The following is a 24,524-nucleotide window of genomic DNA, read 5'->3' on the forward strand; positions in this document are numbered from 1 at the left end:
ATCGAAAAGAAATATGATATAATGAGTGCTAAATTTCCTGAATATAAAGGACTTGACTTGCCAAAAGTAGCAGAAGAAATTCTAAACTATTGGCAAGAAAACAGCATATTTGAAAAAAGTGTAACTTCCAGAGAAGGCAGCAAACCTTTTGTTTTTTTTGAAGGGCCACCCTCCGCTAATGGACTTCCCGGTGTGCATCATGTTTTAGCGCGCGCCATTAAAGATATTTTCCCTCGTTACAAAACCATGAAAGGCTTCCAAGTAAAGCGAAAAGCAGGTTGGGACACCCATGGTTTGCCCATTGAATTAGGCGTAGAAAAAGAATTGGGTATTACTAAAGAAGATATAGGGAAAACCATTTCTGTTGAAGATTACAATGATGCTTGCCGTAAAGCAGTAATGCGATACACCGATGTTTGGAACGACCTAACCCAAAAAATGGGCTATTGGGTAGATATGGACGACCCATATATTACCTACGAACCCAAATACATGGAAAGTGTTTGGTGGTTATTAAAACAGATTTATAATAAAAATTTACTCTACAAAGGCTATACGATTCAGCCCTATTCTCCTAAAGCAGGCACAGGTTTAAGTTCGCATGAGTTAAACCAACCAGGAACCTACCAAGATGTAACAGATACAACGGTTGTTGCTCAGTTTAAAGCGATACCAGAATCACTTCCAGCTTTTTTGCAAAATGAAGGGGATATCTACTTCTTGGCTTGGACAACCACACCTTGGACGTTACCAAGTAACACGGCATTAACCGTAGGTCCAAAAATCGAGTATGTGTTGGTTGAAACTTATAATCAATATACTTTTGAGCCCATAAAAGTAGTGCTTGCTAAAAAGTTAGTGAATTTCCAGTTTTCTGGTAAGTTTTTTGAGAGTAATGATATTATAGATTTTCTTAACGCACCTAGATTAGTTAAAGAAGAAAGTCCTATTTATAATACACTAAAAAAGATTTTTCCAGAGAATGAACTAAAAGATGTAACTAATATTTTTAATAATGTTAGTAGCATGAAAAAGATTCCTTTTAAAATAATAAAAGAATTTATTGGTAAAGATTTAGTAGGCATCAAGTACGAGCAATTATTACAATATGCTTTACCAAATGACAATCCTGAAAACGCTTTTAGAGTTATTTCTGGAGATTTCGTAACTACCGAAGATGGTACAGGTATTGTACACACGGCGCCAACTTTTGGAGCCGATGACGCCTTGGTAGCAAAACAAGCAAGCCCAGAAATACCACCCATGTTGGTAAAAGATGATAATGGAAATTTAGTACCATTAGTAGATTTACAAGGAAAGTTTAGACCAGAACTTGGCGAGTTTGCAGGCAAATATGTAAAGAATGAATATTACACCGAAGGTGAAGCACCAGAACGCTCTGTTGATGTGGAACTTGCTATTAAATTAAAAGAAGAAAATAAAGCCTTTAAGGTTGAAAAATATAAACATAGCTATCCAAATTGTTGGCGAACCGATAAGCCTATTTTGTACTATCCTTTAGATTCTTGGTTTATTAAAATAACAGACGTTAAGGACAGAATGTTCGAACTGAATGAAACCATTAATTGGAAACCAAAAGCTACGGGTACCGGACGTTTTGGAAACTGGTTAGCAAATGCCAATGATTGGAATTTATCCCGATCCCGTTATTGGGGCATTCCGTTACCCATTTGGAGAACCGAGGATGGTAAAGAAGAAATCTGTATTGGTTCGGTTGAAGAATTAAAGTACGAAATGGCCAAAGCCGTTTCAGTTGGTGTACTATCAAAAGATATTTTCGAAGATTTTGAAATTGGAAACAATTCTGAAGACAACTATTCAAAAATCGATTTACATAAAAATATTGTTGATGCTATCGTATTAGTGTCCCCAACAGGACAAAAAATGTTTCGCGAAAGCGATTTAATAGATGTTTGGTTCGATTCAGGATCTATGCCTTATGCACAGTGGCATTATCCGTTTGAAAACAAGGAAAAAATAGATAAACAAGAATCTTTTCCAGCCGATTTTATAGCTGAGGGCGTTGATCAAACCCGTGGTTGGTTTTATACACTTCACGCTATTGGCACGATGGTTTTTGACTCAGTGGCCTACAAAAATGTCGTATCTAACGGATTGGTGTTGGATAAGGACGGACAAAAAATGTCCAAACGTTTAGGCAATGCTGTCGATCCTTTTGAAACATTGAGTAATCATGGTGCCGACGCAACGCGCTGGTACATGATTAGTAACGCCAATCCTTGGGATAATTTAAAGTTTGATATTGATGGCGTTGAAGAAGTAAAACGTAAATTTTTTGGAACGCTCTATAATACGTATTCTTTTTTTAGTCTGTATTCAAATTTAGATAACTTTAGTTATGCTGAGGCTGATATTCCTATAGAGCAACGACCGGAGCTAGATAGATGGATCCTTTCGGAGTTGCATACGCTTATTAAAAAAGTAGACGAATTTTACGCCGATTATGAACCCACTAAAGCATCTCGTGCTATTTCAGACTTTACTCAAGATTATTTAAGTAACTGGTTTGTACGTTTAAGTAGAAGACGTTTTTGGAAAGGCGATTATGGGCAGGATAAAATTTCGGCTTACCAAACACTTTACACTTGTTTGGAGACCATAGCAAAACTTGGTGCGCCTGTAGCACCTTTCTTTATGGATAGGTTGTATTTAGATTTAAATTCGGTTACCAGAAAAGAATCTTTTTCAAGTGTTCATCTATCGAATTTCCCAGTTTTTGATGCTTCTTTTATTGATAAAACTTTGGAGCGTAAAATGGAAAGCGCCCAAACCATATCCTCATTAGTGTTATCACTAAGAGCCAAAGAAAAAATAAAAGTGCGCCAACCTTTACAAAAAATCATGATTCCGGTTGATAATCTTCAGCAAAAAGAGGAGATTTCGGCTGTTTCAGATTTAATAAAACATGAAGTGAATGTCAAGGAAATAGAGCTTTTAGAAGACGCTTCAGATATATTAGTAAAACAAATTAAACCAAACTTTAAAGTGTTGGGACCACGTTTTGGAAAGGATATGAAGGCTATTGCCAATGCAGTAATTAACTTTACGGCAGAAGATATCAACAAAATGGAGCAAAATGGCAATTTAGACGTTGAAGTGAACGGAAAAAACATTACTTTAGAACGCACAGATGTTGAAATTACGTCACAAGATATTGAAGGTTGGTTGGTAGCAAATGAAGGGGCTCTAACAGTTGCCTTGGATGTCACAATAACTGATGATTTACGAAAAGAAGGGATTGCTAGAGAGCTTATCAATCGTATTCAAAATTTGCGTAAAGATTCAGGTTTTGAAGTAACCGATAGAATTGATGTTACCCTTCAAAAAGATGAGCAAATTTTAAACGCGGTCAATTCAAACATGACCTATATAAAATCGGAAACGTTAACAAACAAGATAGAGATTACAGATAAACTAGACAATGGTATAGATATTGCTTTTGATGATGTAAACACCAAACTATTTATTAAAAAACATTAATATTATGAGCTTAGATGCAAACGTAAGATACTCGGACAAAGATTTAGTAGAATTTAAAGAACTCATTCAAGAAAAGATAAAAAAGGCACAGCACGATTTAGAACTTATAAAAAGTGCCTATATGAATGACCATAATAATGGTACTGATGACACATCACCAACATTTAAAGCCTTTGATGAAGGTAGTGAAGTGATGAGTAAAGAATCTAATTCGGCTTTGGCTATTCGTCAAGAAAAGTTCATCCGCGATTTAAAAAACGCCCTAATTAGAATTGAAAACAAAACTTATGGCATTTGCAGAGTTACTGGTAAATTAATAAATAAAGAACGTTTAAAATTGGTGCCTCATGCAACTTTAAGCATTGAAGCTAAAAACATGCAGCAATAACTACGTTTAAATTATATATTTGAAACGTCTCAAAATTTGGGACGTTTTTATTTTATAACATGTCATTAAAAAAATCCATAATCCTTATTATTCTGATATTATTGATTGATCAGATTAGTAAAATCTATATCAAAACCCACTTTGCGCTTTACGAAAGTGTTGATGTTTTTAGTTGGTTTAAAATATATTTTATAGAAAATGATGGCATGGCTTGGGGTACAAAAATCAGTGATTTTTTATCTTTTATGACCGAAAGAACTGCCAAAGTTGTTTTAACTCTTTTCAGGGTAGTCGCTATTTTTGGTATTGGTTATTGGTTGTTTGATGCTTCAAAAAAACACAGATCAAGAGTTTTGATTATAGCCATAGCTCTAATTTTTGCAGGTGCTCTAGGAAACATTATAGATTCTGTTTTTTACGGTGTTTTATTTGATAGCAGTGCTAACCAAGTGGCCCTTTTTTTACCTGAAACTGGCGGCTATGATTCCCTATTGCATGGGAAAGTGGTAGATATGCTTTACTTCCCATTGTTTGAGATTGATTTACCCGGGTGGTTTCCGTTTTATGGTGGTAAACGATTTAACTTTTTTGAGCCTGTTTTCAATTTCGCCGATATGGCTATTAGCACGGGGTTTTTAATGCTGATTGTTTTTAATAAAAAGGCGTTTGCTAAAAAAGATAACGACTAAAATTCATATACCTTTTCAGGTGTCACACAATAATCTAGCTTAATATCATTTTCAAAAACATCGGTAATTTCGTTTTCAGCCTCAAAAAATGATAAACCAATTTTAATCGTTTTTGGGTTGCATTTAGCTAGAAAACGATCATAAAACCCTTTGCCATAACCTACCCGGTTTCCACCTTTATCAAAGGCTAAAAGGGGGATGAATACCACATCAATTTTGTTACTAGAGATTTCAATGCCATCAACTGGTTCAGGAATTTGATAGGTGTTTTTTTTAATCACAGTATTATCCGTAAGCAAAAAATGGGTCATTGAACCCGTTTCAAAATCGCTTTTAGAGACCAAAATATGTTTGTCTTTACCCGATACAATACTCAAAATATAATCAGTATTTATCTCTTTTTTATACTCAATAGTTAAGAAAATGTGGTAAAATGAATAATCCCAAACAGGCAATTTTAAAAGTTGGTTGGCAATGGTTAAACTTAATTCATCAATGGAATTTACTGATAAATTATTACGAAGTACTTTATATTTTTTTCGTAATTCAGTTTTGGTCATTTAGGTTGTTCTTTTCAGTTTGGTAGAAATGTGAAATAATGCATCGCCTTGATAGACAATAGGAGATTCATTAACGTTTATAATATAGCCGGAGTTTTGAGCCTTTACAAAATAGTTAAACTTCCCATATGGGTCAGTAATATTTCCTAAAATATCGCCTTTTTTAACTTGGGTTCCTACACCAGTAGTGGCTTTAAACATACCAGATAAGCTAGCACGTTGCCATTTACTTTCATTTATAAAAACACAATCTTTTTTTGGTTTTGAAGATTTAAAAGTGGTTTTTAACATCCCTAAATGTGCCAACACCCTTTTAGAACCATTAACACCAGAATTGGTAACGGTTTCATCAATATGAAATGATTTGCCACCCTCAAAAAGCAACAATGGTTTTCCCAGTTTATAACAGGTTGTTCTAAAAGATTTTGAGAGGTTTTTAGAATATACAACAAACGGTGCGCCAAACGCTTTTGCTAAAATATCGAGTGCCCTATTGTCTTTAGAATATCGTAATTGCGGTGCATTAAATCTGCCAGAGCCGCCTGTATGAAAATCTATGATTAAATCAACATTTGGAAGTATTTCATCTACCAATTTATGGGCTACCCTTCCAGCCAAAGAACCTGTTGGGCTACCAGGGAAAACACGGTTTAAATCCCGTCCATCAGGGAATTCGCGTTTTAAATTGATAAACCCAAAAATATTGATAACAGGCATACAAATAATAGTGCCAATTTTGGGTTTGTTGATGCCTTTGGCTATGAGTTGCCTAACTATCTCAACGCCATTAACTTCATCACCATGAATACCAGCTGTAAATAAAACAGTGGGTCCGGGTTTTTTTGAGCGTTCAATGATTATAGGAACATATACTGATGACGAGGTATGTAAATTGGCGACATCAAAATTAACTTCTTTGCTTTCGCCCGGTTTTATCTGTTCGCCTAAAATAGTTAATATGTCACTTTTCTTTTCAGGCATTTATTTTGTATTTCGTTCAATATACATAATGATACTTTTTGCAATATTTCTTCCCGTAGCACCCTCGATTCCTTCTAAACCAGGTGTTGAGTTTACTTCTAAAAGCAAAGGTCCTCGCGCAGATTGTAACATGTCTACTCCACAAACAGGTAGTTTTAAAGCTCTTGCTGCATTCATGGCTACCTTTAATTCGTCATGGTTCAATTTTATGATTTCTGCTGAACCACCTCGATGTAAATTAGAACGAAATTCTCCTTCTTTACCTTGGCGCTTCATGGCGCCAACTACTTGTCCGTCAACGACCAATGCTCTTAAATCGGCGCCTTTGGCCTCTGCTATATATTCTTGAACCAAAGCACGTGCCTGCAAACCGTTAAAGGCCTCTAAAACAGATTCTGCTGCATTCTTGGTTTCCGCCAAAACTACTCCTAAACCTTGAGTACCTTCTAAAAGTTTAATAATTACTGGAGCACCTCCAACGTGAGATAATACTTTTTCAATGTCGCGTGAATAGTTTGTAAATACAGTTTTTGGCATGCCTATACCAGCTTTCGAAAGTCTTTGAAAACTTCTTAATTTATCTCGGGAACGAATAATAGCATCCGAGGTAACGGTTGTAAAAACACCCATCATCTCAAATTGCCTGACAACTGCGCATCCAAAAAAGGTTACCGAAGTTCCAATTCTAGGGATAATGGCATCTACATAATCTAAATAACGATCGTTAAAGTATATAGTGGGTTTTTCTTTTTCAATAATAATGTCACATTTTAAAGGGTCAATCACTTCAACTTTATGTCCTCTTTTTAAACCTTCTTCTACAAGACGATCGGTGGAGTATAATTGTGCATTTCTAGATAGAATGACTATATTCATGGTGTGTTTTGTATAAATAAGAAACGTAATCTAAATCTACATCAACTATAAATTTTTGTTTTAAAAATTGTCTGCCTATCAGTACAGGGAATTTCATGTCGTCTCTAGTGCTTAAAGTTAAGTTAATCTTGTAATTTTTTCCAAAAAAGACCACTTCCGATTTTACTTTGTATCGGTTTTCTTTGTAGCCGTTACTGCTTTTTACATTGGTTTTGGTGTAAGTATCAAAAATGATTTCTGTTTTTCCGAAGTTTTGGTGAACATCGCTATTGAAAATACATCTTAAACTGTCATTTTCTATGATGATTTCAGAACAATGAATGGCCGATGTATAAGCACCGGTATCAATTTTCACATCAATGTTAAACAAACCTAATTTTGGGAAGTCGATTTTATCAACCCGACCAATAATTTTTTTACTCATTACTCATTTAAAAGTGGTGCAAGTTAGGAAATAGTCAATTGAAAAAACAATATTATTAAAAAACATTAACTATTAAATAATTACCTTTGGTTTAATGGATATGCCTGCTTTAGAAATACAATTGCAAACCTTACCAAACCAACCTGGGGTCTATCAATATTTTGATAAAGAGGGTACTATTATTTACGTTGGAAAAGCCAAGAATTTAAAAAAGCGGGTCAGTTCTTATTTTACTAAAACCCATGATAATGGTAAAACTCGGGTGCTTGTAAAAAAAATCGCAAACATTAAACACATTGTGGTTGAAACTGAAACCGATGCGCTCTTATTGGAAAATAACCTAATTAAAAAGCACAAACCACGTTACAACGTGATGTTAAAAGATGACAAATCCTATCCATGGATTTGCATAAAAAACGAACGGTTTCCTAGGGTGTTTTCAACACGACGAGTCTTTAAAAATGGTGGAGAATATTTTGGTCCTTACACCAGTGTTAAAACAGTTTACACACTTCTAGATTTAATAAAAGGTCTCTATTCTTTAAGAACCTGTAATTATGATTTGGCAGAGGAAAAAATACAAGCAGGAAAGTACAAGGTATGTTTGGAATACCACTTGGGAAATTGCAACGGTCCTTGTGAAGGCTTTGAAACCGAAACGGAATATAATGAGAATATTAAAGCTATCAAGGAAATCTTGAAAGGAAATTTTAAAGATTCATTGCAGCAGTTTAAAAAGCAAATGCGAGATTTGGCAGATAATATGCAGTTTGAAGAAGCCCAAAAAATAAAGGAAAAGGTAGAGGTTCTAGAGAATTACCAATCAAAATCTACCATTGTAAATCCAAAAATCAGTAATGTAGATGTGTTTACCATTATGAGTGATGAAAGTTACGGGTATATCAATTTTTTGCAGTTGTCTTATGGTTCCATCATTCGTTCCCACACACTTGAAATTAAGAAAAAACTGGATGAAACCGATAAGGAATTATTGGAGCTTGCCATAACCGAAATTAGGCAACGGTTCCATTCAAAAAGTAAAGAAATCTATGTACCATTTCCAGTCGATTTAGGCGAGGATATTAAGGTAACCGTACCTCAATTGGGCGATAAAAAACACATCTTAGATTTATCGCTTCGTAATGCTAAGTATTTTAGAATGGAGCGTTTTAAGCAAATGAAGATTGTCGATCCCGATAGGCATGTAAATAGAATCATGGCGCAAATGAAAGCCGATTTAAGACTCTCTGAAGAACCACGCCATATAGAGTGTTTTGATAATTCCAACATCCAAGGGACTAACCCTGTAGCTGCTTGTGTGGTATTTAAAAATGGCAAACCCAGTAAAAAAGATTACCGTCACTTCAACATAAAAACTGTGGAAGGTCCTGATGATTTTGCATCCATGGAAGAAGTGGTTTACAGGCGTTACAAACGCATGTTGGATGAACAGCAACCCTTGCCACAACTTATTATTATTGATGGCGGTAAAGGGCAATTATCATCGGCCTTAAAAAGTTTGGATGCTTTAAATTTACGAGGAAAAATTGCCATAATTGGTATTGCAAAAAGATTAGAGGAATTATTCTACCCAAACGATCCAATTCCCTTATATTTAGATAAGAAAAGCGAAACCTTAAAAATTATACAGCAGCTCCGTAATGAAGCACACCGTTTTGGTATTGAGCACCACCGAAACAGGCGCAGTAAAAGTGCTTTAAATACCGAGCTTGAAACTATAAGCGGTGTAGGAGAAAAAACAGTAGTAGAGTTGCTAAAGCATTTTAAATCGGCAAAACGGGTTGCTAATGCCAAATTAGATGAACTGGAAGAAGTGGTAGGCGTATCCAGGGCAGAAAAGGTTTATAATTATTATCATGGGAAGTGAAGATTTCTTAATTAATATAATTTAATGGATAATTCAATTTCATTAATAATTGCGCTAATAGTTATTGTGGTAGGAGGAATTTTGATACAATATTTTTTGTGGAGAGACAGAATCAATGATAGAAGGGTATTGGATAAGCATTGGAATAAGTTTCTTAAATCAGAATCTTTAAATGATATTAAGGGTATTGCTTTTTATGGAGATAAATTAATTTGGAACAAACATCTTACCAAGGAACAACTTAAAAAAATAATTGAATTAGCAAATTCGAAAGTGGCTAGATATTCTGAATTAGACAAACTGAAAAATAATGCTTACAATAAAAAATTACATTACGATAGAATATTTCCAAGATCAGGTAGTAGTGGAGGTATTAAACAAAGTTGGTAAAAAAAAATGATTTGAGACAGGCCCTTATCATATTAACACTATTCCTCCTCGTTTTCATTTCTGCGAAAGGGCAAAATGATACGCTCGTAAAAGATGAACCCAAAGTTGGGTTGGTGTTAAGTGGTGGTGGCGCTAAAGGATTAGCACATATTGGGGTTTTAAAAGTGATTGACAGCTTAGGTGTAAAGATTGATTATGTAGCAGGAACCAGTATGGGCGCTATAATTGGATCATTGTATGCCTCAGGGTACACAGGGAAACAGCTGGATTCCATATTCCATGAAATAGATTTTGATACTATAATTAATGATGATCTGCCGAGATCTTCCACGGCGTTTGATGAGCGAGCCAATATGGAAAAATACGCCATAAAATTACCTTTTAACGATTTCAAAATTAAACTACCATCGGCTCTATCAAGAGGTAATAATACCTACAGTTTACTTTTAAAATTAATGCTGCATGTTAATGAGGTTAACGATTTTAGCAAATTACCCATTCCGTTTTTTTGTATTGCCACTAATGTTGAGACTGGTAAACAAGTCATTTTAGATAAGGGAAATTTAACTCAATCGGTTATGGCAAGTGGAGCCCTGCCCTCTTTGTTTCAGCCCGTGGTTATTAATGATGAGGTGTTAATTGATGGAGGGGTAGTTAATAATTATCCCGTTGATGAATTACGCTCCAAAGGGATGGATATCATTATTGGCGTGGATGTACAGCATGGTTTATCAACCCGTGAGGAGTTAGCTTCTGCACTTGATGTTTTGATTCAAATCAATAATTTTCGAACCATCAATGATATGAAAACAAAAGTTAATAAAACGGATGTTTACATTAAGCCAAACATTAAAGATTTTAATGTGGTCTCTTTTGATGAAGGTACAGATATTATAAAAGAAGGTAAATATGCAGCTTTATCTGAACTCAATGTTTTAATGGGTTTAACGAAAAGAGCAAAAACAGAAACGCCAAAATTAAAACCTAAAGTAATTGATAGCCTAACCATTAATGGAATATCGGTTAATGGAAATGAAAAGTATACCAGAGCTTATGTTTTAGGAAAGCTCAAATTAAAAAACAATGAAAAAATAAGTTATGCTGATTTTAAAAAAGGCATTAATAACTTGGTGGCTACCAATAATTTTGGCTCATTTGAGTATCAATTAAAAAACTCAAAAGACAAAACTGGCTATGATTTGATTACAAATTTAAAAGAATCTCAAGTAAACACTTTTTTAAAACTAGGTGTTCATTATGATGATTTATACAAAAGCGCGGCTCTAGTAAACTTAACAAAAAAACGATTATTGTTCAATAATGATGTCACGTCTCTCGATATTATTCTTGGAGATAATGTGCGTTATAATTTTGAATATTTAATTGATAAAGGATTTTATTGGAGTATTGGTTTAAACTCAAGATACAATCAATTCAATAAAAATATTAGCGCTCAACTACTGTTGGATGATAATCAAATTACAAGTACCGGTTTAAATAAAATAGATTCAAAACTCACAGATCAAACCAATCAGTTTTATTTACAAACATTATTTAGAAGAGATTTTGCCCTTAGTATGGGGATAGAGCATAAGCGACTGGAAATAAAATCAGAGACTCTTTCGGGAAACAATTCAGAGGATGAATTTTTCTTTGAAAAGACAGACTATATCAGTCTTTTTGGTAATTTAAAGTTGGACACCTACGACAACAAATATTTTCCAAAAAAAGGCGTCTATTTTAATGGCAACCTTCATATTTATTTATATGCTTCAAGTTTTAACCAAACCTTCGAAAATTTTTCTATAGCAAAAGCAGATATAGGGTATGCTTTTAGTCTTTCAAATAAATTGGCATTTAATTTAGCAACACATGGAGGCTTTAAGATTGGCGATGATTCTACAAATACATTGGATTTTGCATTGGGTGGATATGGTAATAATTTGATTAACAATTTTATACCATTTTTAGGGTATGATTTCATTTCACTCACCGGAAATAGTTTTGTAAAGGCATCGTTTTTAGTAGATTATGAAATTTATAAAAATCATCATATAACAGCAGAAGCCAACTGGGCAAACATTGACGATAATATTTTTGATTCTGGTGAATGGTTTACCCTACCAGATTATAGAGGCTATGCAATGGGTTACGCCGTTAATACCTTTTTAGGACCAGTCCAAGCAAAATTCAGTTATTCACCTGAGCAAAAAAAGAGTTTTTGGTTTTTCAATATTGGGTTTTGGTTTTAAAAGTGGGATGAATTTTATAAATTATAAATTAATAACGATATTTGCGTTATTATGAGTTTATTCTGGAAAGACTTATTTCAGTATCTTCATTTTCTTATCAAGAGAAATCCTGAATAAGTAGACATTTTTGTATCTTTATATACCTTACTTAAGGCTAACACCTTTATCTTTTTAACTTTTAATTTTAAGAAAATGCCTTTTTATCATAAATTAGGAAATATTCCACATAAACGTCATATCCAATTTAGAAAACCAGATGGTAGTTTGTATTATGAGCAATTATTTGGCACCATTGGTTTTGATGGCATGTCTACGAATAGCTACCATGAGCAGCGACCAACCCAGGTAAAAGCAATTAAAAAACAATATAGTGTGGCACCTAAAATTGCCAAATCGAACAATATACAATCGTATCGGTTAAAGGGATTTCAAGTAAAACCTGAAAATGACTATTTAGAAAGCCGAAAAACCATTTTAGTGAATAGTGATTGTGCTATTGTTTTAGCAGCTCCAAAGGAGTCAACTAAAAATTACTTTTATAAAAATACCGATGCTGATGAGTTGATTTTTATTCATAAGGGTTCAGGGAAATTGCGAACGCATTTAGGTAACCTCGATTTCAAATACGGTGATTATCTCCTGGTACCAAGAGGGATTATTTATAAAATCGATTTTAATACTGAGGATAATAGATTGTTTATTGTAGAATCACGTCGGCCAATCTACACACCTAAACGTTACCGTAATTGGTTTGGTCAGTTATTGGAACATTCTCCGTTTTGTGAACGAGATATTCGTAGACCTTACGAGCTGGAAACCAATAACGAAAGTGGCGACTTCCTAATAAAAGTAAAAAAACAAGACGATATTATCGAAATGGTTTATGCATCTCATCCATTCGATGTGGTTGGGTACGATGGATACAATTACCCCTATGCCTTTTCAATTCACGATTTCGAACCCATTACTGGGCGCATTCATCAACCGCCACCGGTTCACCAAACGTTTGAAACGGATGCTTTTGTAGTGTGTAGTTTTGTGCCTAGGCTTTACGATTATCATCCACAATCCATTCCTGCACCATATAACCATAGCAATATAGATTCTGATGAGGTTTTGTACTATGTTGATGGTGATTTTATGAGTAGAAACGACATAGAAGCGGGTCATATTTCATTACATCCAGCGGGGATTCCCCATGGTCCGCATCCAGGAGCAACCGAGCGTAGTATTGGTAAAACAAAAACCGATGAATTGGCTGTTATGGTAGATACCTTTAAACCTTTAAAAGTTACCGAAGAAGCCTTAAAAATAGCCGATGATTCCTATTATAAATCTTGGTTAGTATAAATTTAATTAGAAGCTATTACCCGCTTTAATCAGGGCTAAAAATCAAATATTCGTTATAAACTTAATAACTAAACGAATAAACAAAAAACATTTAATAAAATGAGTAAAGACATAAAATCAGTAAACTACGGTTTAGAAAAAATATTTGAAGGTGCACAAGATTTTTTACCGCTTTTAGGAACGGACTATGTAGAGTTCTATGTTGGTAATGCCAAACAATCTGCTCACTTTTACAAAACAGCATTTGGATTTCAATCCTACGCTTATAAAGGGTTAGAAACAGGTTCAAAAGACCAAGTAAGTTACGTTTTAAAGCAAGACAAAATCAAATTGGTTTTAACAACGCCCTTAACAAGCAAATCACCAATTAATGAACATATTGTAAAACACGGTGATGGTGTAAAAGTGATTGCATTATGGGTGGAAGATGCCAGAAAAGCTTATGAAGAAACCACCAGTAGAGGCGCAAAATCTTATATGGGGCCTATTGTAGAAAAGGATGACCATGGGGAAGTAGTAAGAGCCGGGATTTATACGTATGGTGAAACTGTGCACATGTTTGTGGAACGTAAAAACTATAATGGCCCCTTTTTGCCAGGGTTTCGAGAGTGGAAAAGCGATTACAATCCAACCTCTGTAGGCTTAAAATACATCGATCACATGGTCGGTAATGTGGGTTGGGGACAAATGAATACATGGGTAAAGTGGTATGAAGACGTCATGGGTTTTGAAAACTTTTTATCGTTTGATGATAAGCAAATTCATACCGAATATTCAGCGCTTATGAGTAAAGTAATGAGCAATGGAAACGGACGTATAAAATTCCCAATAAACGAACCAGCAAAAGGAAAGAAAAAGTCTCAAATTGAAGAATATCTTGATTTTTATGAGGGCGCAGGAGTTCAACATATCGCTGTAGCAACAGATGATATTATTAGCACAGTATCACAATTAAGAGCACGAGGTGTTGAGTTTTTATCAAAACCGCCGGAAGCCTATTATAAAGCTGTTCCCGGAAGATTAGAAGAACACAGTCATGAACTTCGAGAAAATATAGAAACCCTTAAAAGCTTAGGCATTATGATTGATGCGGATGAAGAAGGCTATTTATTACAGATTTTCACAAAACCTGTTGAAGATAGGCCAACCCTATTTTTTGAAATCATTCAGCGCATGGGAGCACGTGGGTTTGGAGCTGGCAACTTTAAGGCGCTTTTTGAATCTATTGAACGTGAACAAGCAAACAGAGGTACCCTGTAAACTTAGGGATACTTTAAACAATTTAAAACGCCATCAAAACTTTAATTGATGGCGTTTTTATAAATCATTTTAACGTTAAGAGTTTTTAATCATAACGAGCTATGTGAAGAAATTTTATATTTTTGGAACAGTAATTGTAATTTCTTGCTTGTAACAATAAATTAGAGCATTAAGTGTTACAATACAATTACCCAAATAAAGATGAAAAATTTACTACTTACATTCATAGCGCTAGCAACCATTCAAATATCAAGTGCGCAGCAAGAATCAGCATTTGGTGATGGCGAATGGTTCAAATTCAAAATGAGCTATAGCAATTGGTTAAAGGCCGGTAACGCCACCCTTACTGTAAAAGATACCAAATTAGATGATAAAGATGTTTATCATGTTGTAGGGAAAGGTTGGACAACTGGTATGATAAAATGGTTTTTCAAAGTAAAAGATAGATACGAATCATATTTCGACAAGAAAACTAACAAACCATATAAATTCATAAGAAATATTGACGAGGGCGGTCATACTAAAGATATTGAAATCACCTTTGATCATGAAAACAATAAGGCTTTTGTAAATGATAAAAAGCACAATAACCAAAAAGTTTTTGAAACTAAACCAAATATCCAAGACATGGTATCAACCTATTATTACCTTCGTAATAGTATAGATGTTAGCAAATTGGAAATAGGTGACGAAATACGCACAGATATGTTTTTTGATGAAGAAAACTATGGCTTTAAGCTTAAGTATTTAGGTGAAGAGATTATAGATACGGATTTTGGAGATATAGAAGCTTTAAAATTCAGGCCTTATGTTATGGCAGGAAGGGTTTTTAAGGAAGAAGAAAGTTTAACTTTGTGGGTTTCAAAAGACAAAAATAAAGTACCTTTACGCATTAAGGCGGACCTAAGAATAGGTTCTTTACGAGCCGATTTAGAAGCCTTTAAAGGGTTGAAACATCCTTTTAGAATAGTTGTAAAAAATTAGCACATTTTGAACTCCAAAATCACCAAACAACTTAAAGAAAAATACGAAGCCATAGACCAAGATGTTGAGGCACATTTAGAAGGGCTTTTACATAGCAAACCCATCAATTATTGGGATTACATTCAAACAGATGCTTTATTAAATCTTCAGATACAGCGCACGGTTTTTCCAGATGAGAAGGTATTTATTATGTACCATCAAATCTCAGAGCTTTTGTTCAAGATGATTCTGAGCGAGATTGAACAAGTGGCTAAGAATGATAACATTACTACTGAAACGTTCACTGATAAAATCATGCGTGTTAGTCGCTATTTTGATGTACTAACCTCTTCTTTCAGCATTATGAAAGACGGAATGGACATAAAGCAATACAATAAATTCAGGACTACTTTAACGCCTGCTAGTGGTTTTCAAAGTGCCCAATATCGAAAAATTGAATTTGCATCAACCGAACTTATCAATCTAATAGATAAAAGATTTAGGGATACCATAGATAGAAACTCATCTTACGAACATGCTTTTGAACACTTATATTGGCAAGCTGCAGGGAAAGATTATAAGTCAGGAAAAAAAACTTACACATTAACCGCATTTGAAGAGCGGTATAAAGAGGAATTTATTAGATTTACAAAGTTTTATCAATTCAATAATTTATATTCCAAATTTAAATCGCTTCCAAAAGAGGCTAGAGAAAATAAAGCGTTAATTGATGCTATGAAGCATTATGATTATACGGTTAACATAAAATGGGTGATGGCACATTACAATACAGCTAATCATTATTTAAATATAAACGGTAAAACAGCAGAAGCTACTGGAGGTAGTGAATGGGTTAAGTATATGCATCCAAAATATCAAAAAAGAATATTTTTTCCAGATTTATGGACAGACAAAGAAAAAGAAACTTGGGGAACAAATATCTCGTTCTAATTGCTATTGTGTTTGGTATAATAGCTTGTAAAAAAGAAGAAGAAAAACCTATACTTGAAGAAGAATTAGCCATTGTTGAAGAACCAGAAGAGATTTTGGAGTTTGGTTTTAATTTAAATGATTACGTTGTTAAAAGAGATACCATAAGAAAAGGAGATAGTTTTGGTGTGATTTTGGAGCGTAACAAAATAGGGTATCCCAAAATATTTCATATCGCCGAAAAAGCTAAAGATACTTTTGATATTAGAAAACTTCAGCTTGGAAAACCCTACACGCTTCTTTGCTCAAAAGATTCTTTGGAAACACCTCGGTGCTTTATCTATCAACCTAATCTAGAGGAATACGTAGTAATTAATTTTCAAGATTCCATCCATGCTTATACAAGCAGGAAGCCTATTAAATATGTTGAAAAAACGATAACAGGTATCATTACAAGTAGTATTTCGGAGACTCTTGATGAACAAGGTGTTAGCCCAGTTTTAACCAACAAATTGGCCGATGAAATTTATGCTTGGACCATAGACTTTAGACGCTTACAAAAAGGAGACCGTTTTAAGGTGATTTACACAGATAAGTTCATTGACGATACCATTTATACAGGTATCCATAATGTTAAGGCGGCTTATTTTGAGCATAAAGACGAACCGTTTTACGCTTTCAGGTATCAAACAGATACAGTGAAAGGCATTATTGATTATTTTAATGAAGAAGCCAAAAATTTACGCCGCGCTTTTTTAAAATCACCTATTCAATTTGGTAGAATTTCTTCTAGGTACAATTTAAAACGAAGAATCGCCTACTATGGTTACGCTTTACGCCCTCACAAAGGCACCGATTTTGCGGCACCTGTAGGAACTCCTATTCGTGCTACTGCGAATGGAACGGTTACAGAATCTACCCGTAAAGGCGGAAATGGGAAATATGTAAAAATTCGTCATAACGCTACTTATGAAACTCAGTATCTTCATATGTCAAGACAAAATGTTAAAAAGGGCCAGTTCGTTAAACAAGGCGATGTTATTGGCTATGTGGGTATGACTGGCAATACGGGAGGCCCACATGTGTGCTATCGTTTTTGGGTAAATGGCAAACAGGTAGACCCTTTCAGGCAAAAACTTCCTGAGGCTAAACCTATTTCGGATTCTTTAAAGACTAAATATTTAGAATATATTAAACCTATTAAAAATCAGTTAGATAACATTTATTTTTCTCCTGAGGACTTAAAACAACAACCGGAACAAACTATTATTAGACAAGCAAATTCATAATATGGCTTTACCAAAAATAAACCCAACAACAACCAAATCTTGGAAAAAACTACAAGAACATTTTGAAGAAGTCAAGGATTATCATATGAAAGATCTATTTGCTCAAGACCAAGATAGAGCGAGTAAATACACCATCAAATATGAAGATTTTTATGTAGATTTTTCAAAAAATAGAATAAATGAAACAACGTTTAGATATTTGCTTGAATTGACTGATGAGGTAAAACTAAAAGAAGCTATTAAAAGTCAATTTTCTGGCGAATTTATAAATCAAACGGAAGGAAGAGCGGTTTTGCATCCTGCACTACGTGCACCAGAGAATACAGAATTTAAAGTAGAAGGCGTTAATGTAATGCCTGAAGTTTATAAAGTAAAAGAAAAAATTAATTTATTCACTAATAATGTAGTAAATGGCCATTTAAAGGGATTTACTGGAAAAACATTTACCGATGTTGTGAATATTGGCATTGGTGGTTCTGATCTTGGTCCCGCCATGGTTGTAGATTCTTTGCAATACTACAAAAATCATCTAACCACGCATTTTGTAAGCAACGTTGATGGTGACCATGTAAACGAAATCATAAAAAAGTTAAATCCTGAAACAACACTGTTTGTAATAGTTTCTAAAACATTTACTACTCAAGAAACGCTTTCCAACGCCAATACCATAAAATCTTGGTTCTTAAAATCTGCTAGTGAAGATGCCATTGCAAAGCATTTTGTTGCGGTTTCAACGAATATTAAAAACGTAAAGAATTTTGGTATTGATGAAAACAACATTTTCCCCATGTGGGATTGGGTGGGAGGGCGTTTTTCACTTTGGAGCGCCGTTGGTTTAACCATAAGTTTGGCCATTGGATACAATAATTTTGATAATTTATTACAAGGCGCCAACAAAATGGATGAACATTTTAAAAATGAAGATTTTTCATCCAATATCCCTGTCGTTTTAGCATTGATAAGTATTTGGTACAATAACTTTTTTAAAGCTGAAAGCGAAGCCATTATTCCTTATACGCAATATTTAAACCAGTTTGCAACGTATTTGCAACAAGGTATTATGGAAAGTAACGGGAAAAGTGTTGATAGAAATGGGAATCCCATAGATTATCAAACAGGTACCATTATTTGGGGAGAACCGGGAACCAATGCGCAACACGCTTTTTTTCAGTTAATACATCAAGGCACTAAATTAATTCCTGCCGATTTTATAGGTTTTGCAAAGTCACTTCATGGAAACCAAGACCATCATGACAAGTTGATTTCAAATTTTCTGGCGCAAACAGAAGCGTTATTAAATGGAAAAACAGAAATTGAAGTAATCGCTGAAGGTACTCAAAAAGATATTGTACCATTTAAAATATTCGAGGGCAATAAGCCTACAAATACAATATTTATTAATAAGCTTACTCCAGAAAGCTTGGGAAAACTTATAGCCATGTACGAGCATAAAATATTTGTACAAGGTATTATTTGGAATATATTTAGCTATGATCAGTTTGGAGTAGAGTTAGGGAAACAATTAGCAACGAAAATTTTACAAGAAATTAACAATAAAGCAAATAATAAACATGATTCTTCGACTCATAATTTATTGAATTATTATAAGAGTTTATCTTAAAACTCAAAAGGATTCTCATAAAAACCAAGCAAACCCTATTTTATTTTCATAAAAAAATTCAATTAGTTATTAACAAACGTTAAATTTCTTAACATTTGTGTAATATATAAAAGTATTTAATACTTACTTTTGCAAAGACTAATTTCAAACAATAAATAATTAATCTTTAAAAATTATGAGAAAAATTACTCAAATTTTAATGATGCTTGTAGGAATGCTGGTTACCTCAGTGGGATTTGCACAAACGACAACATCTGCTCTTAATGGGCGAATCACAGACACTAATGGAGAGCCTTTACCTGGGGCAAATGTCCTTGTTAAGCATCTCCCAACTGGAACTGTTTATGGAGCCGCTACAGATTTTGATGGGTTTTACAGGATTTCAAATATGAGACCTGGGGGACCATATTCAGTCACTATTAGTTATGTAGGATATGCTGAATTTTCAGAGGATGGGCTTCAATTAACACTTGGACAAACAACATCAATTAACAAACAACTAGTAGAAGAAGCTAATGCTTTAGAAGAAGTTGTTATTACGACCACACGTAATAATGTGTTTGATTCTAACAGAACTGGTGCAGAAACGACAGTGAGCAGGAGAGATCTTGCTACAATTCCTTCAGCTTCTAGATCTGTCGCAGATTTTTTGAGAGCTACACCGCAAGCACAACTTAGTGAAGGCAATGATGGATTCTCGGTTTCTTTGGGTGGACAAAATAATAGATTTAACAATTTTACAGTAGATGGTGCCGTTAGTAATGATGTATTTGGATTAGCAGGTTCAGGTACTGATGGTGGACAAACTGGTGCCAACCCTTTTTCAATTGATGCATTAGAGCAAATTCAAATTCAATTAGCGCCTTTTGATGTTAAAATTTCTGGATTTACAGGTGGTGCTATTAATGCCATTACACGTTCTGGATCTAACAATGTAGAAGGTTCTATTTATACTTTTTTCAGAAATCAAGATCTTGCTGGAAAAACACCAGCGGTTTTAACCAATAGTGGTGATACTAGAGAAAAATTGGCTGACTTCACGGCATTAACTTATGGTGTTAGAGTTGGAGCGCCAATAGTAAAAGATAAATTATTCATTTTTGTTAATTACGAAAAACAGGATAATGAAACGCCACAACCATTCAACATCAGTAATTATTTAGGAGATTCTTCAGCTTCAGATATCGAATCGCTGAGACAATTTTTAATTTCTAACTATGGTTACGATCCGGGTATTTATGATAATAATGCTTCGACACTGGTAAATAATATGGTTACTGCAAAAGTAGATTGGAATATTAACGAAAATCATAGTTTGACATTAACCCATAGATTACAGGATGTTGATAATTTAGAAGCCCGTAATTCATCAAACGGGTCAATAAATTTCTTAAATGGTTCTGAACTTTTTGTTAACAAGACCAATGCAACAACATTACAATGGAATTCATCCTACGGTAATAAGTTTGCAAATAGTATGACTATAGCGTACAAAACAGTAAGAGATGATAGAGATCCTGAAGGAACGCCATTTCCTACAGTAAGACTAGATGATGGATCAGGTGGAAGTATCTTTTTTGGATCTGAACCATTTTCAACTGCGAACCTTTTAAATCAAGATATTTTTACTTTTACTAATAATTTTGAAATATTTAAAGGAAGACACACAATCACCATAGGTACACATAATGAGTACTCTAAAATGAAAAACTTATTCATTCCAAATAACTTTGGAAGTTATCGTTTTAGAAACAGCTCATCTTTAGGTCTTTCTGGATTAGAACAATTTTTAGCTGGATTAGCTGCTTCAGATTATGATAAAGGTTATTCGCTTTCAGGTGGTACAGCAGTTGGAGATGAATCTACAGGAGCTTCAGAGTTTGAAGTATTTCAAGCGGGAGTTTATTTCCAAGACGAAGTACAAATGTCGAATAATTTCAAGTTAACAGCAGGTATTCGTTTTGATGTTCCTGTTTGGTCAGATGGCCCTGTAAATGAGGATTTCAATGATAGAACAATTCCAATTCTAGAAGCGGCAGGTAAAGATTTACAAGGTGCACAAGTAGGACGTGGTGTAAGTACTACCGTTCATGTATCACCAAGAATAGGCTTTAATTGGGATGTCAATGGAAATAAATCAACCCAAATACGTGGTGGATTAGGTATTTTTACATCTAGATTGCCTTTAGTATGGCCAGGAGCTACATATAATAGTAATGGATTAAATAGTGGTTCTAGCGATGAACGTAATTTTGCTAATCCTATCTTTTTTAACCCTGATGTTAATAACCAACCAGTGCATATTGCGCCAGGATCAGGTGCAACTTCTGGAAACGTAGATTTATTTGCTTCAAACTTTAAATTGCCTCAAAGATTTAAAGTAAACTTTGCTGTAGATCAAAAACTACCAGTTTGGGGTTTAATAGCTAGTGCAGACGTTATTTGGAATGATAATATTACTGATATTTATTATGAAAATTTAAATTTAGGAGGTCCTGTGGGAAGTTTAGCAGGAGCTGATAATAGACCAGTTTATAACAGATCTGCCCGAATTGATCCAACTTATAATGGTATTTATTTAGCGTCTAATACTGGAGGCGGAAATTCATGGAATGCTGCCTTTACTCTTAGAAAGCCTTTTGAAAATGGTTTTGCAGGCCAGGTATCGTACTCTTATGGAGAGGCTAATGCTATTTTTGATGGAACCTCTTCTCAAAACAGTTCACAATGGAGAAATCAGCAAACGGTAAATGGTAAAAATTCAGTTTTACCTGTAACTAGGTCTGATTTTGCTCAAGGACATAGAATTTCAAGTAATATGTCTTATGAAATTGACTGGAACGATAACATCAAAACTACTATTGGTTTATTCTATAATGGTTCTCAAGGAAGTCCATACTCTTATGTATATAGAGCAGGTAGTTTTCTTTTAAATGATGATAGTAGAGATAATGCTTTAATGTATGTTCCTGCCAATGCATCGGAAATTGTATTGGAAGATAGATCGGGTTCTGCCGCTGGTACAGCCGATGAATGGGCTATTTTAAATAGTTATATTGAAAATGATAGTTATTTGAAAACCAGAAGAGGACAATATGCGGAAAGAAATGGTTCTAGAGGTCCTTGGAGTCACATACTTGATTTTAAATTATTACAAGATATTTCTTTCCCAGCATTAAAAAAGAAAAATACGTTACAATTGTCAATCGATATTTTTAACTTTACAAACTTCTTAAATAAGGATTGGGGAAGACAAGCGTTTGCATCAGGTAACACTTCAATTTTAGAAACTAGAAGTGCTGGAGCAGGTAACACACCAGTTTTCAGATTGGTAGAAAATGTTCTTGAGAATGGTCCAGTTTTATATGATGATAGTGGTATCCAAAGTTCAAGATGGCAAGCACAAGTTGGTTTAAGATATACTTTTAACTAATTACAATTAAATCATAATAATAAAAAAACCGCTTTAATTTGAAGCGGTTTTTTTATGCTTTTAATTATTACATTTGCTAAATATTAACAAATAAAAATAATCATGTACGAAATAGTAAGAACACTTCACTCCTATTGGGCTTATTTAGTGCTTTTAGTTTTAATAATTGCAACGGTTAATGCTTTAATAAAAACCTTTGGGGACAAAGAATACGAAGCCAATGACTTTAGAAAATCATTATTCACGCTTATTGTTTCGCACATTCAATTGTTAATTGGGTTGGTTTTATATTTTGTATCACCAAGATTGCAAATGTTTAGTGAATTGGGTATGGGTGAGATTATGAAAGATTCAGTGAATAGGTTGTATTTAGTAGAACATCCTTTCATAAATATCATTGCGGTTGCTTTAATTACCATAGGGTATTCAAAGCATAAAAGGAAATTAACATCCAAGGCCAAGTTGAAAACTATCGCTATTTTTTATACAATAGCCCTCGTACTGTTTTTGTCAAGAATTCCTTGGAGTACTTGGTTAGGTTAATCAACCTCTCTAATTACATAAACGCAAACTGGAAAGTGGTCACTAAAACCATCACTAAAGCCACCATTGGACCAACTTCTAAAAGGATAGCCTTTATATTGCCCTTTACTGGTAATTAGGTAGTTTTCATTATAAATACTCGCTTTATAATATCTATATGAAGAATAATCTTTTTCAAGTAGGGGTTTCGTTATTAAAATCTGGTCAAATAAACTCCATGCATCTCTATAAGCAGTTGTGCCCAATCCGTCTTTAAAAAAGTTTTCATAGGGATTGTAAATGCCCTTTAAACCCACTTTATTTCTATCTTTCTTGGCTTTTAATACATCTTTAACACTGGAATTTGTAGGGTCATCATTCAAATCGCCCATAATAAAAACTTTAGCATAAGGGTCTATAACTTGTAATGAATCTACTAAATGTTTAGTTAGTTTGGCAGCAGCAACACGCTTTGGTCTACTTCTGGCCTCTCCACCGCTTCTTGAAGGCCAATGGTTTACAATAATATGTATGGGGTCATCTTCTAAATTTCCACTCACCAATAATTGGTCTCTTGTATAGACGCGTTTTCTAGAAATATCATCATAAATTTTTAATTCGTGGCTACTTGTTGATATGGGTGTGAAAAGCTTTTTCTGATAAAGTAAAGCCACATCAATACCCCGAGCATCTGGTGAATGATAATGAACAATACCATAATCTTTATCAATTAAAAGTGAGTCATTAATCAAATCTTCTAAAACCTCTCTATTTTCAACTTCCGATACGCCAATTAATGCTGGAGCATTGTTAGTAACATCCTTTCCTATATCAGCTATTACCCGAGCCATATTCTTAATTTTCTTTTTATATGCCTCTTCTTTGTTTGTATTTAATTCCATAATAGGACTAGCTTCATCAAACTTGGTAGGGTCATCTATCGGATCAAATAAGTTTTCAAGATTATAAAAAGCAATACCGTGTATTTTATAGGTTTTCTTTTCTTGTGCAGTAACAATTAAAATTCCACATAGTAAAAGAGTTAATAAACACAATCTCAATTTGTTCATTATTGATATATTAAGTTATCGTTATTTTGATTACAAAATTTAAGCCAAAAGTAAATATTTCTTATAAATACAGTAAGTTTGTAAATATTAAATAATTATTATTTTACAAACTTAAG

Annotated in this window: 19 protein-coding genes; 14 read left to right on the forward strand and 5 right to left on the reverse strand. The window is 34.1% G+C overall.

The genetic code is table 11. The features are described 5' to 3' along the window. Nucleotides 1–21 precede the first annotated feature (21 nt). Genes ileS through ABD963_RS03690 form a run of 3 tightly spaced genes read left to right on the forward strand, consistent with a single transcriptional unit; the run spans nucleotide 22 to nucleotide 4,599 of the window. Nucleotides 22–3,522 (forward strand): isoleucine--tRNA ligase, encoded by a 3,501-nt coding sequence (gene ileS, locus ABD963_RS03680; protein ID WP_345275583.1) that lies wholly within the window; start codon nucleotides 22–24, stop codon nucleotides 3,520–3,522. A 4-nt stretch (nucleotides 3,523–3,526) separates the two neighbouring features. Beyond that, nucleotides 3,527–3,910 (forward strand): TraR/DksA family transcriptional regulator, encoded by a 384-nt coding sequence (locus tag ABD963_RS03685; RefSeq protein ID WP_345275584.1) that lies wholly within the window; start codon nucleotides 3,527–3,529, stop codon nucleotides 3,908–3,910. Between the two features lie 59 nt (nucleotides 3,911–3,969). After that, nucleotides 3,970–4,599: a lipoprotein signal peptidase gene (locus ABD963_RS03690; protein ID WP_345275585.1), complete on the forward strand. Its 630-nt coding sequence runs from the start codon at nucleotides 3,970–3,972 to the stop codon at nucleotides 4,597–4,599. Here ABD963_RS03690 and ABD963_RS03695 read toward each other — a convergent pair. From ABD963_RS03695 to ABD963_RS03710, 4 genes are read right to left on the reverse strand one after another with little or no spacing between them, the layout of a single operon-like run. Next, nucleotides 4,596–5,159 carry a 5-formyltetrahydrofolate cyclo-ligase gene (locus tag ABD963_RS03695; RefSeq protein ID WP_345275586.1) on the reverse strand — a complete coding sequence of 188 codons (564 nt, stop codon included), beginning with the start codon at nucleotides 5,157–5,159 and terminating at the stop codon, nucleotides 4,596–4,598. The genes ABD963_RS03690 and ABD963_RS03695 overlap by 4 nt on opposite strands. Then, nucleotides 5,160–6,140, reverse strand: a complete 981-nt coding sequence (locus tag ABD963_RS03700; protein WP_345275587.1) for a succinylglutamate desuccinylase/aspartoacylase family protein — start codon at nucleotides 6,138–6,140, stop codon at nucleotides 5,160–5,162. Beyond that, nucleotides 6,141–7,016, reverse strand: a complete 876-nt coding sequence (gene rimK, locus ABD963_RS03705) for a 30S ribosomal protein S6--L-glutamate ligase (protein WP_345275588.1) — start codon at nucleotides 7,014–7,016, stop codon at nucleotides 6,141–6,143. Then, nucleotides 6,994–7,440: an ATP-dependent zinc protease family protein gene (locus ABD963_RS03710; RefSeq protein ID WP_345275589.1), complete on the reverse strand. Its 447-nt coding sequence runs from the start codon at nucleotides 7,438–7,440 to the stop codon at nucleotides 6,994–6,996. Before ABD963_RS03710 ends, rimK begins: the two co-directional genes overlap by 23 nt. 94 nt (nucleotides 7,441–7,534) lie before the next feature. Between ABD963_RS03710 and uvrC the strand changes: the two genes are divergently transcribed. The 11 genes from uvrC (at nucleotide 7,535) to ABD963_RS03765 (ending at nucleotide 23,359) form a co-directional block, all read left to right on the forward strand. After that, nucleotides 7,535–9,328, forward strand: a complete 1,794-nt coding sequence (uvrC, locus tag ABD963_RS03715) for an excinuclease ABC subunit UvrC (protein ID WP_345275590.1) — start codon at nucleotides 7,535–7,537, stop codon at nucleotides 9,326–9,328. Nucleotides 9,329–9,352: 24 nt separating this feature from the next. Next, complete coding sequence (locus ABD963_RS03720; protein ID WP_345275591.1) at nucleotides 9,353–9,718, forward strand: hypothetical protein; 366 nt, start codon at nucleotides 9,353–9,355, stop codon at nucleotides 9,716–9,718. Between the two features lie 11 nt (nucleotides 9,719–9,729). Beyond that, nucleotides 9,730–11,970 carry a patatin-like phospholipase family protein gene (locus tag ABD963_RS03725; RefSeq protein ID WP_345275592.1) on the forward strand — a complete coding sequence of 747 codons (2,241 nt, stop codon included), beginning with the start codon at nucleotides 9,730–9,732 and terminating at the stop codon, nucleotides 11,968–11,970. 192 nt (nucleotides 11,971–12,162) lie between these two features. Then, on the forward strand, nucleotides 12,163–13,320 hold the full coding sequence (locus ABD963_RS03730; protein WP_345275593.1) for a homogentisate 1,2-dioxygenase: 1,158 nt from the start codon (nucleotides 12,163–12,165) through the stop codon (nucleotides 13,318–13,320). A gap of 99 nt (nucleotides 13,321–13,419) precedes the next feature. Further along, on the forward strand, nucleotides 13,420–14,580 hold the full coding sequence (gene hppD / locus ABD963_RS03735) for a 4-hydroxyphenylpyruvate dioxygenase (protein WP_345275594.1): 1,161 nt from the start codon (nucleotides 13,420–13,422) through the stop codon (nucleotides 14,578–14,580). Nucleotides 14,581–14,781: 201 nt separating this feature from the next. Next, complete coding sequence (locus tag ABD963_RS03740; RefSeq protein ID WP_345275595.1) at nucleotides 14,782–15,564, forward strand: DUF3108 domain-containing protein; 783 nt, start codon at nucleotides 14,782–14,784, stop codon at nucleotides 15,562–15,564. A gap of 6 nt (nucleotides 15,565–15,570) precedes the next feature. Beyond that, the gene (locus ABD963_RS03745; protein ID WP_345275596.1) at nucleotides 15,571–16,494 is read left to right on the forward strand and encodes a tryptophan 2,3-dioxygenase family protein; all 924 of its coding nucleotides are present in this window, start codon (nucleotides 15,571–15,573) and stop codon (nucleotides 16,492–16,494) included. After that, a complete protein-coding gene (locus ABD963_RS03750) occupies nucleotides 16,446–17,762 on the forward strand; it encodes a M23 family metallopeptidase (protein WP_345275597.1) in 1,317 nt (438 codons plus the stop codon). The genes ABD963_RS03745 and ABD963_RS03750 overlap by 49 nt, the downstream gene beginning before the upstream one ends. A 1-nt stretch (nucleotide 17,763) precedes the next feature. After that, nucleotides 17,764–19,383, forward strand: coding sequence for a glucose-6-phosphate isomerase (gene pgi, locus ABD963_RS03755; protein WP_345275598.1), 1,620 nt, complete (start codon nucleotides 17,764–17,766; stop codon nucleotides 19,381–19,383). Between the two features lie 175 nt (nucleotides 19,384–19,558). Then, entirely contained in the window at nucleotides 19,559–22,816 is a 3,258-nt protein-coding gene (locus ABD963_RS03760) for a TonB-dependent receptor (protein WP_345275599.1), read from the forward strand. Between the two features lie 102 nt (nucleotides 22,817–22,918). Further along, nucleotides 22,919–23,359: a hypothetical protein gene (locus ABD963_RS03765; protein ID WP_345275600.1), complete on the forward strand. Its 441-nt coding sequence runs from the start codon at nucleotides 22,919–22,921 to the stop codon at nucleotides 23,357–23,359. On the opposite strand, the gene ABD963_RS03770 is transcribed toward ABD963_RS03765, so the two are convergent. After that, nucleotides 23,356–24,408 (reverse strand): endonuclease/exonuclease/phosphatase family protein, encoded by a 1,053-nt coding sequence (locus tag ABD963_RS03770; RefSeq protein WP_345275601.1) that lies wholly within the window; start codon nucleotides 24,406–24,408, stop codon nucleotides 23,356–23,358. The genes ABD963_RS03765 and ABD963_RS03770 overlap by 4 nt on opposite strands. Nucleotides 24,409–24,524: the final 116 nt, after the last annotated feature.

Origin of the sequence: Litoribaculum gwangyangense, from assembly GCF_039543505.1 — a bacterium.
GTDB classification, from domain to species: Bacteria; Bacteroidota; Bacteroidia; order Flavobacteriales; family Flavobacteriaceae; genus Litoribaculum; species Litoribaculum gwangyangense.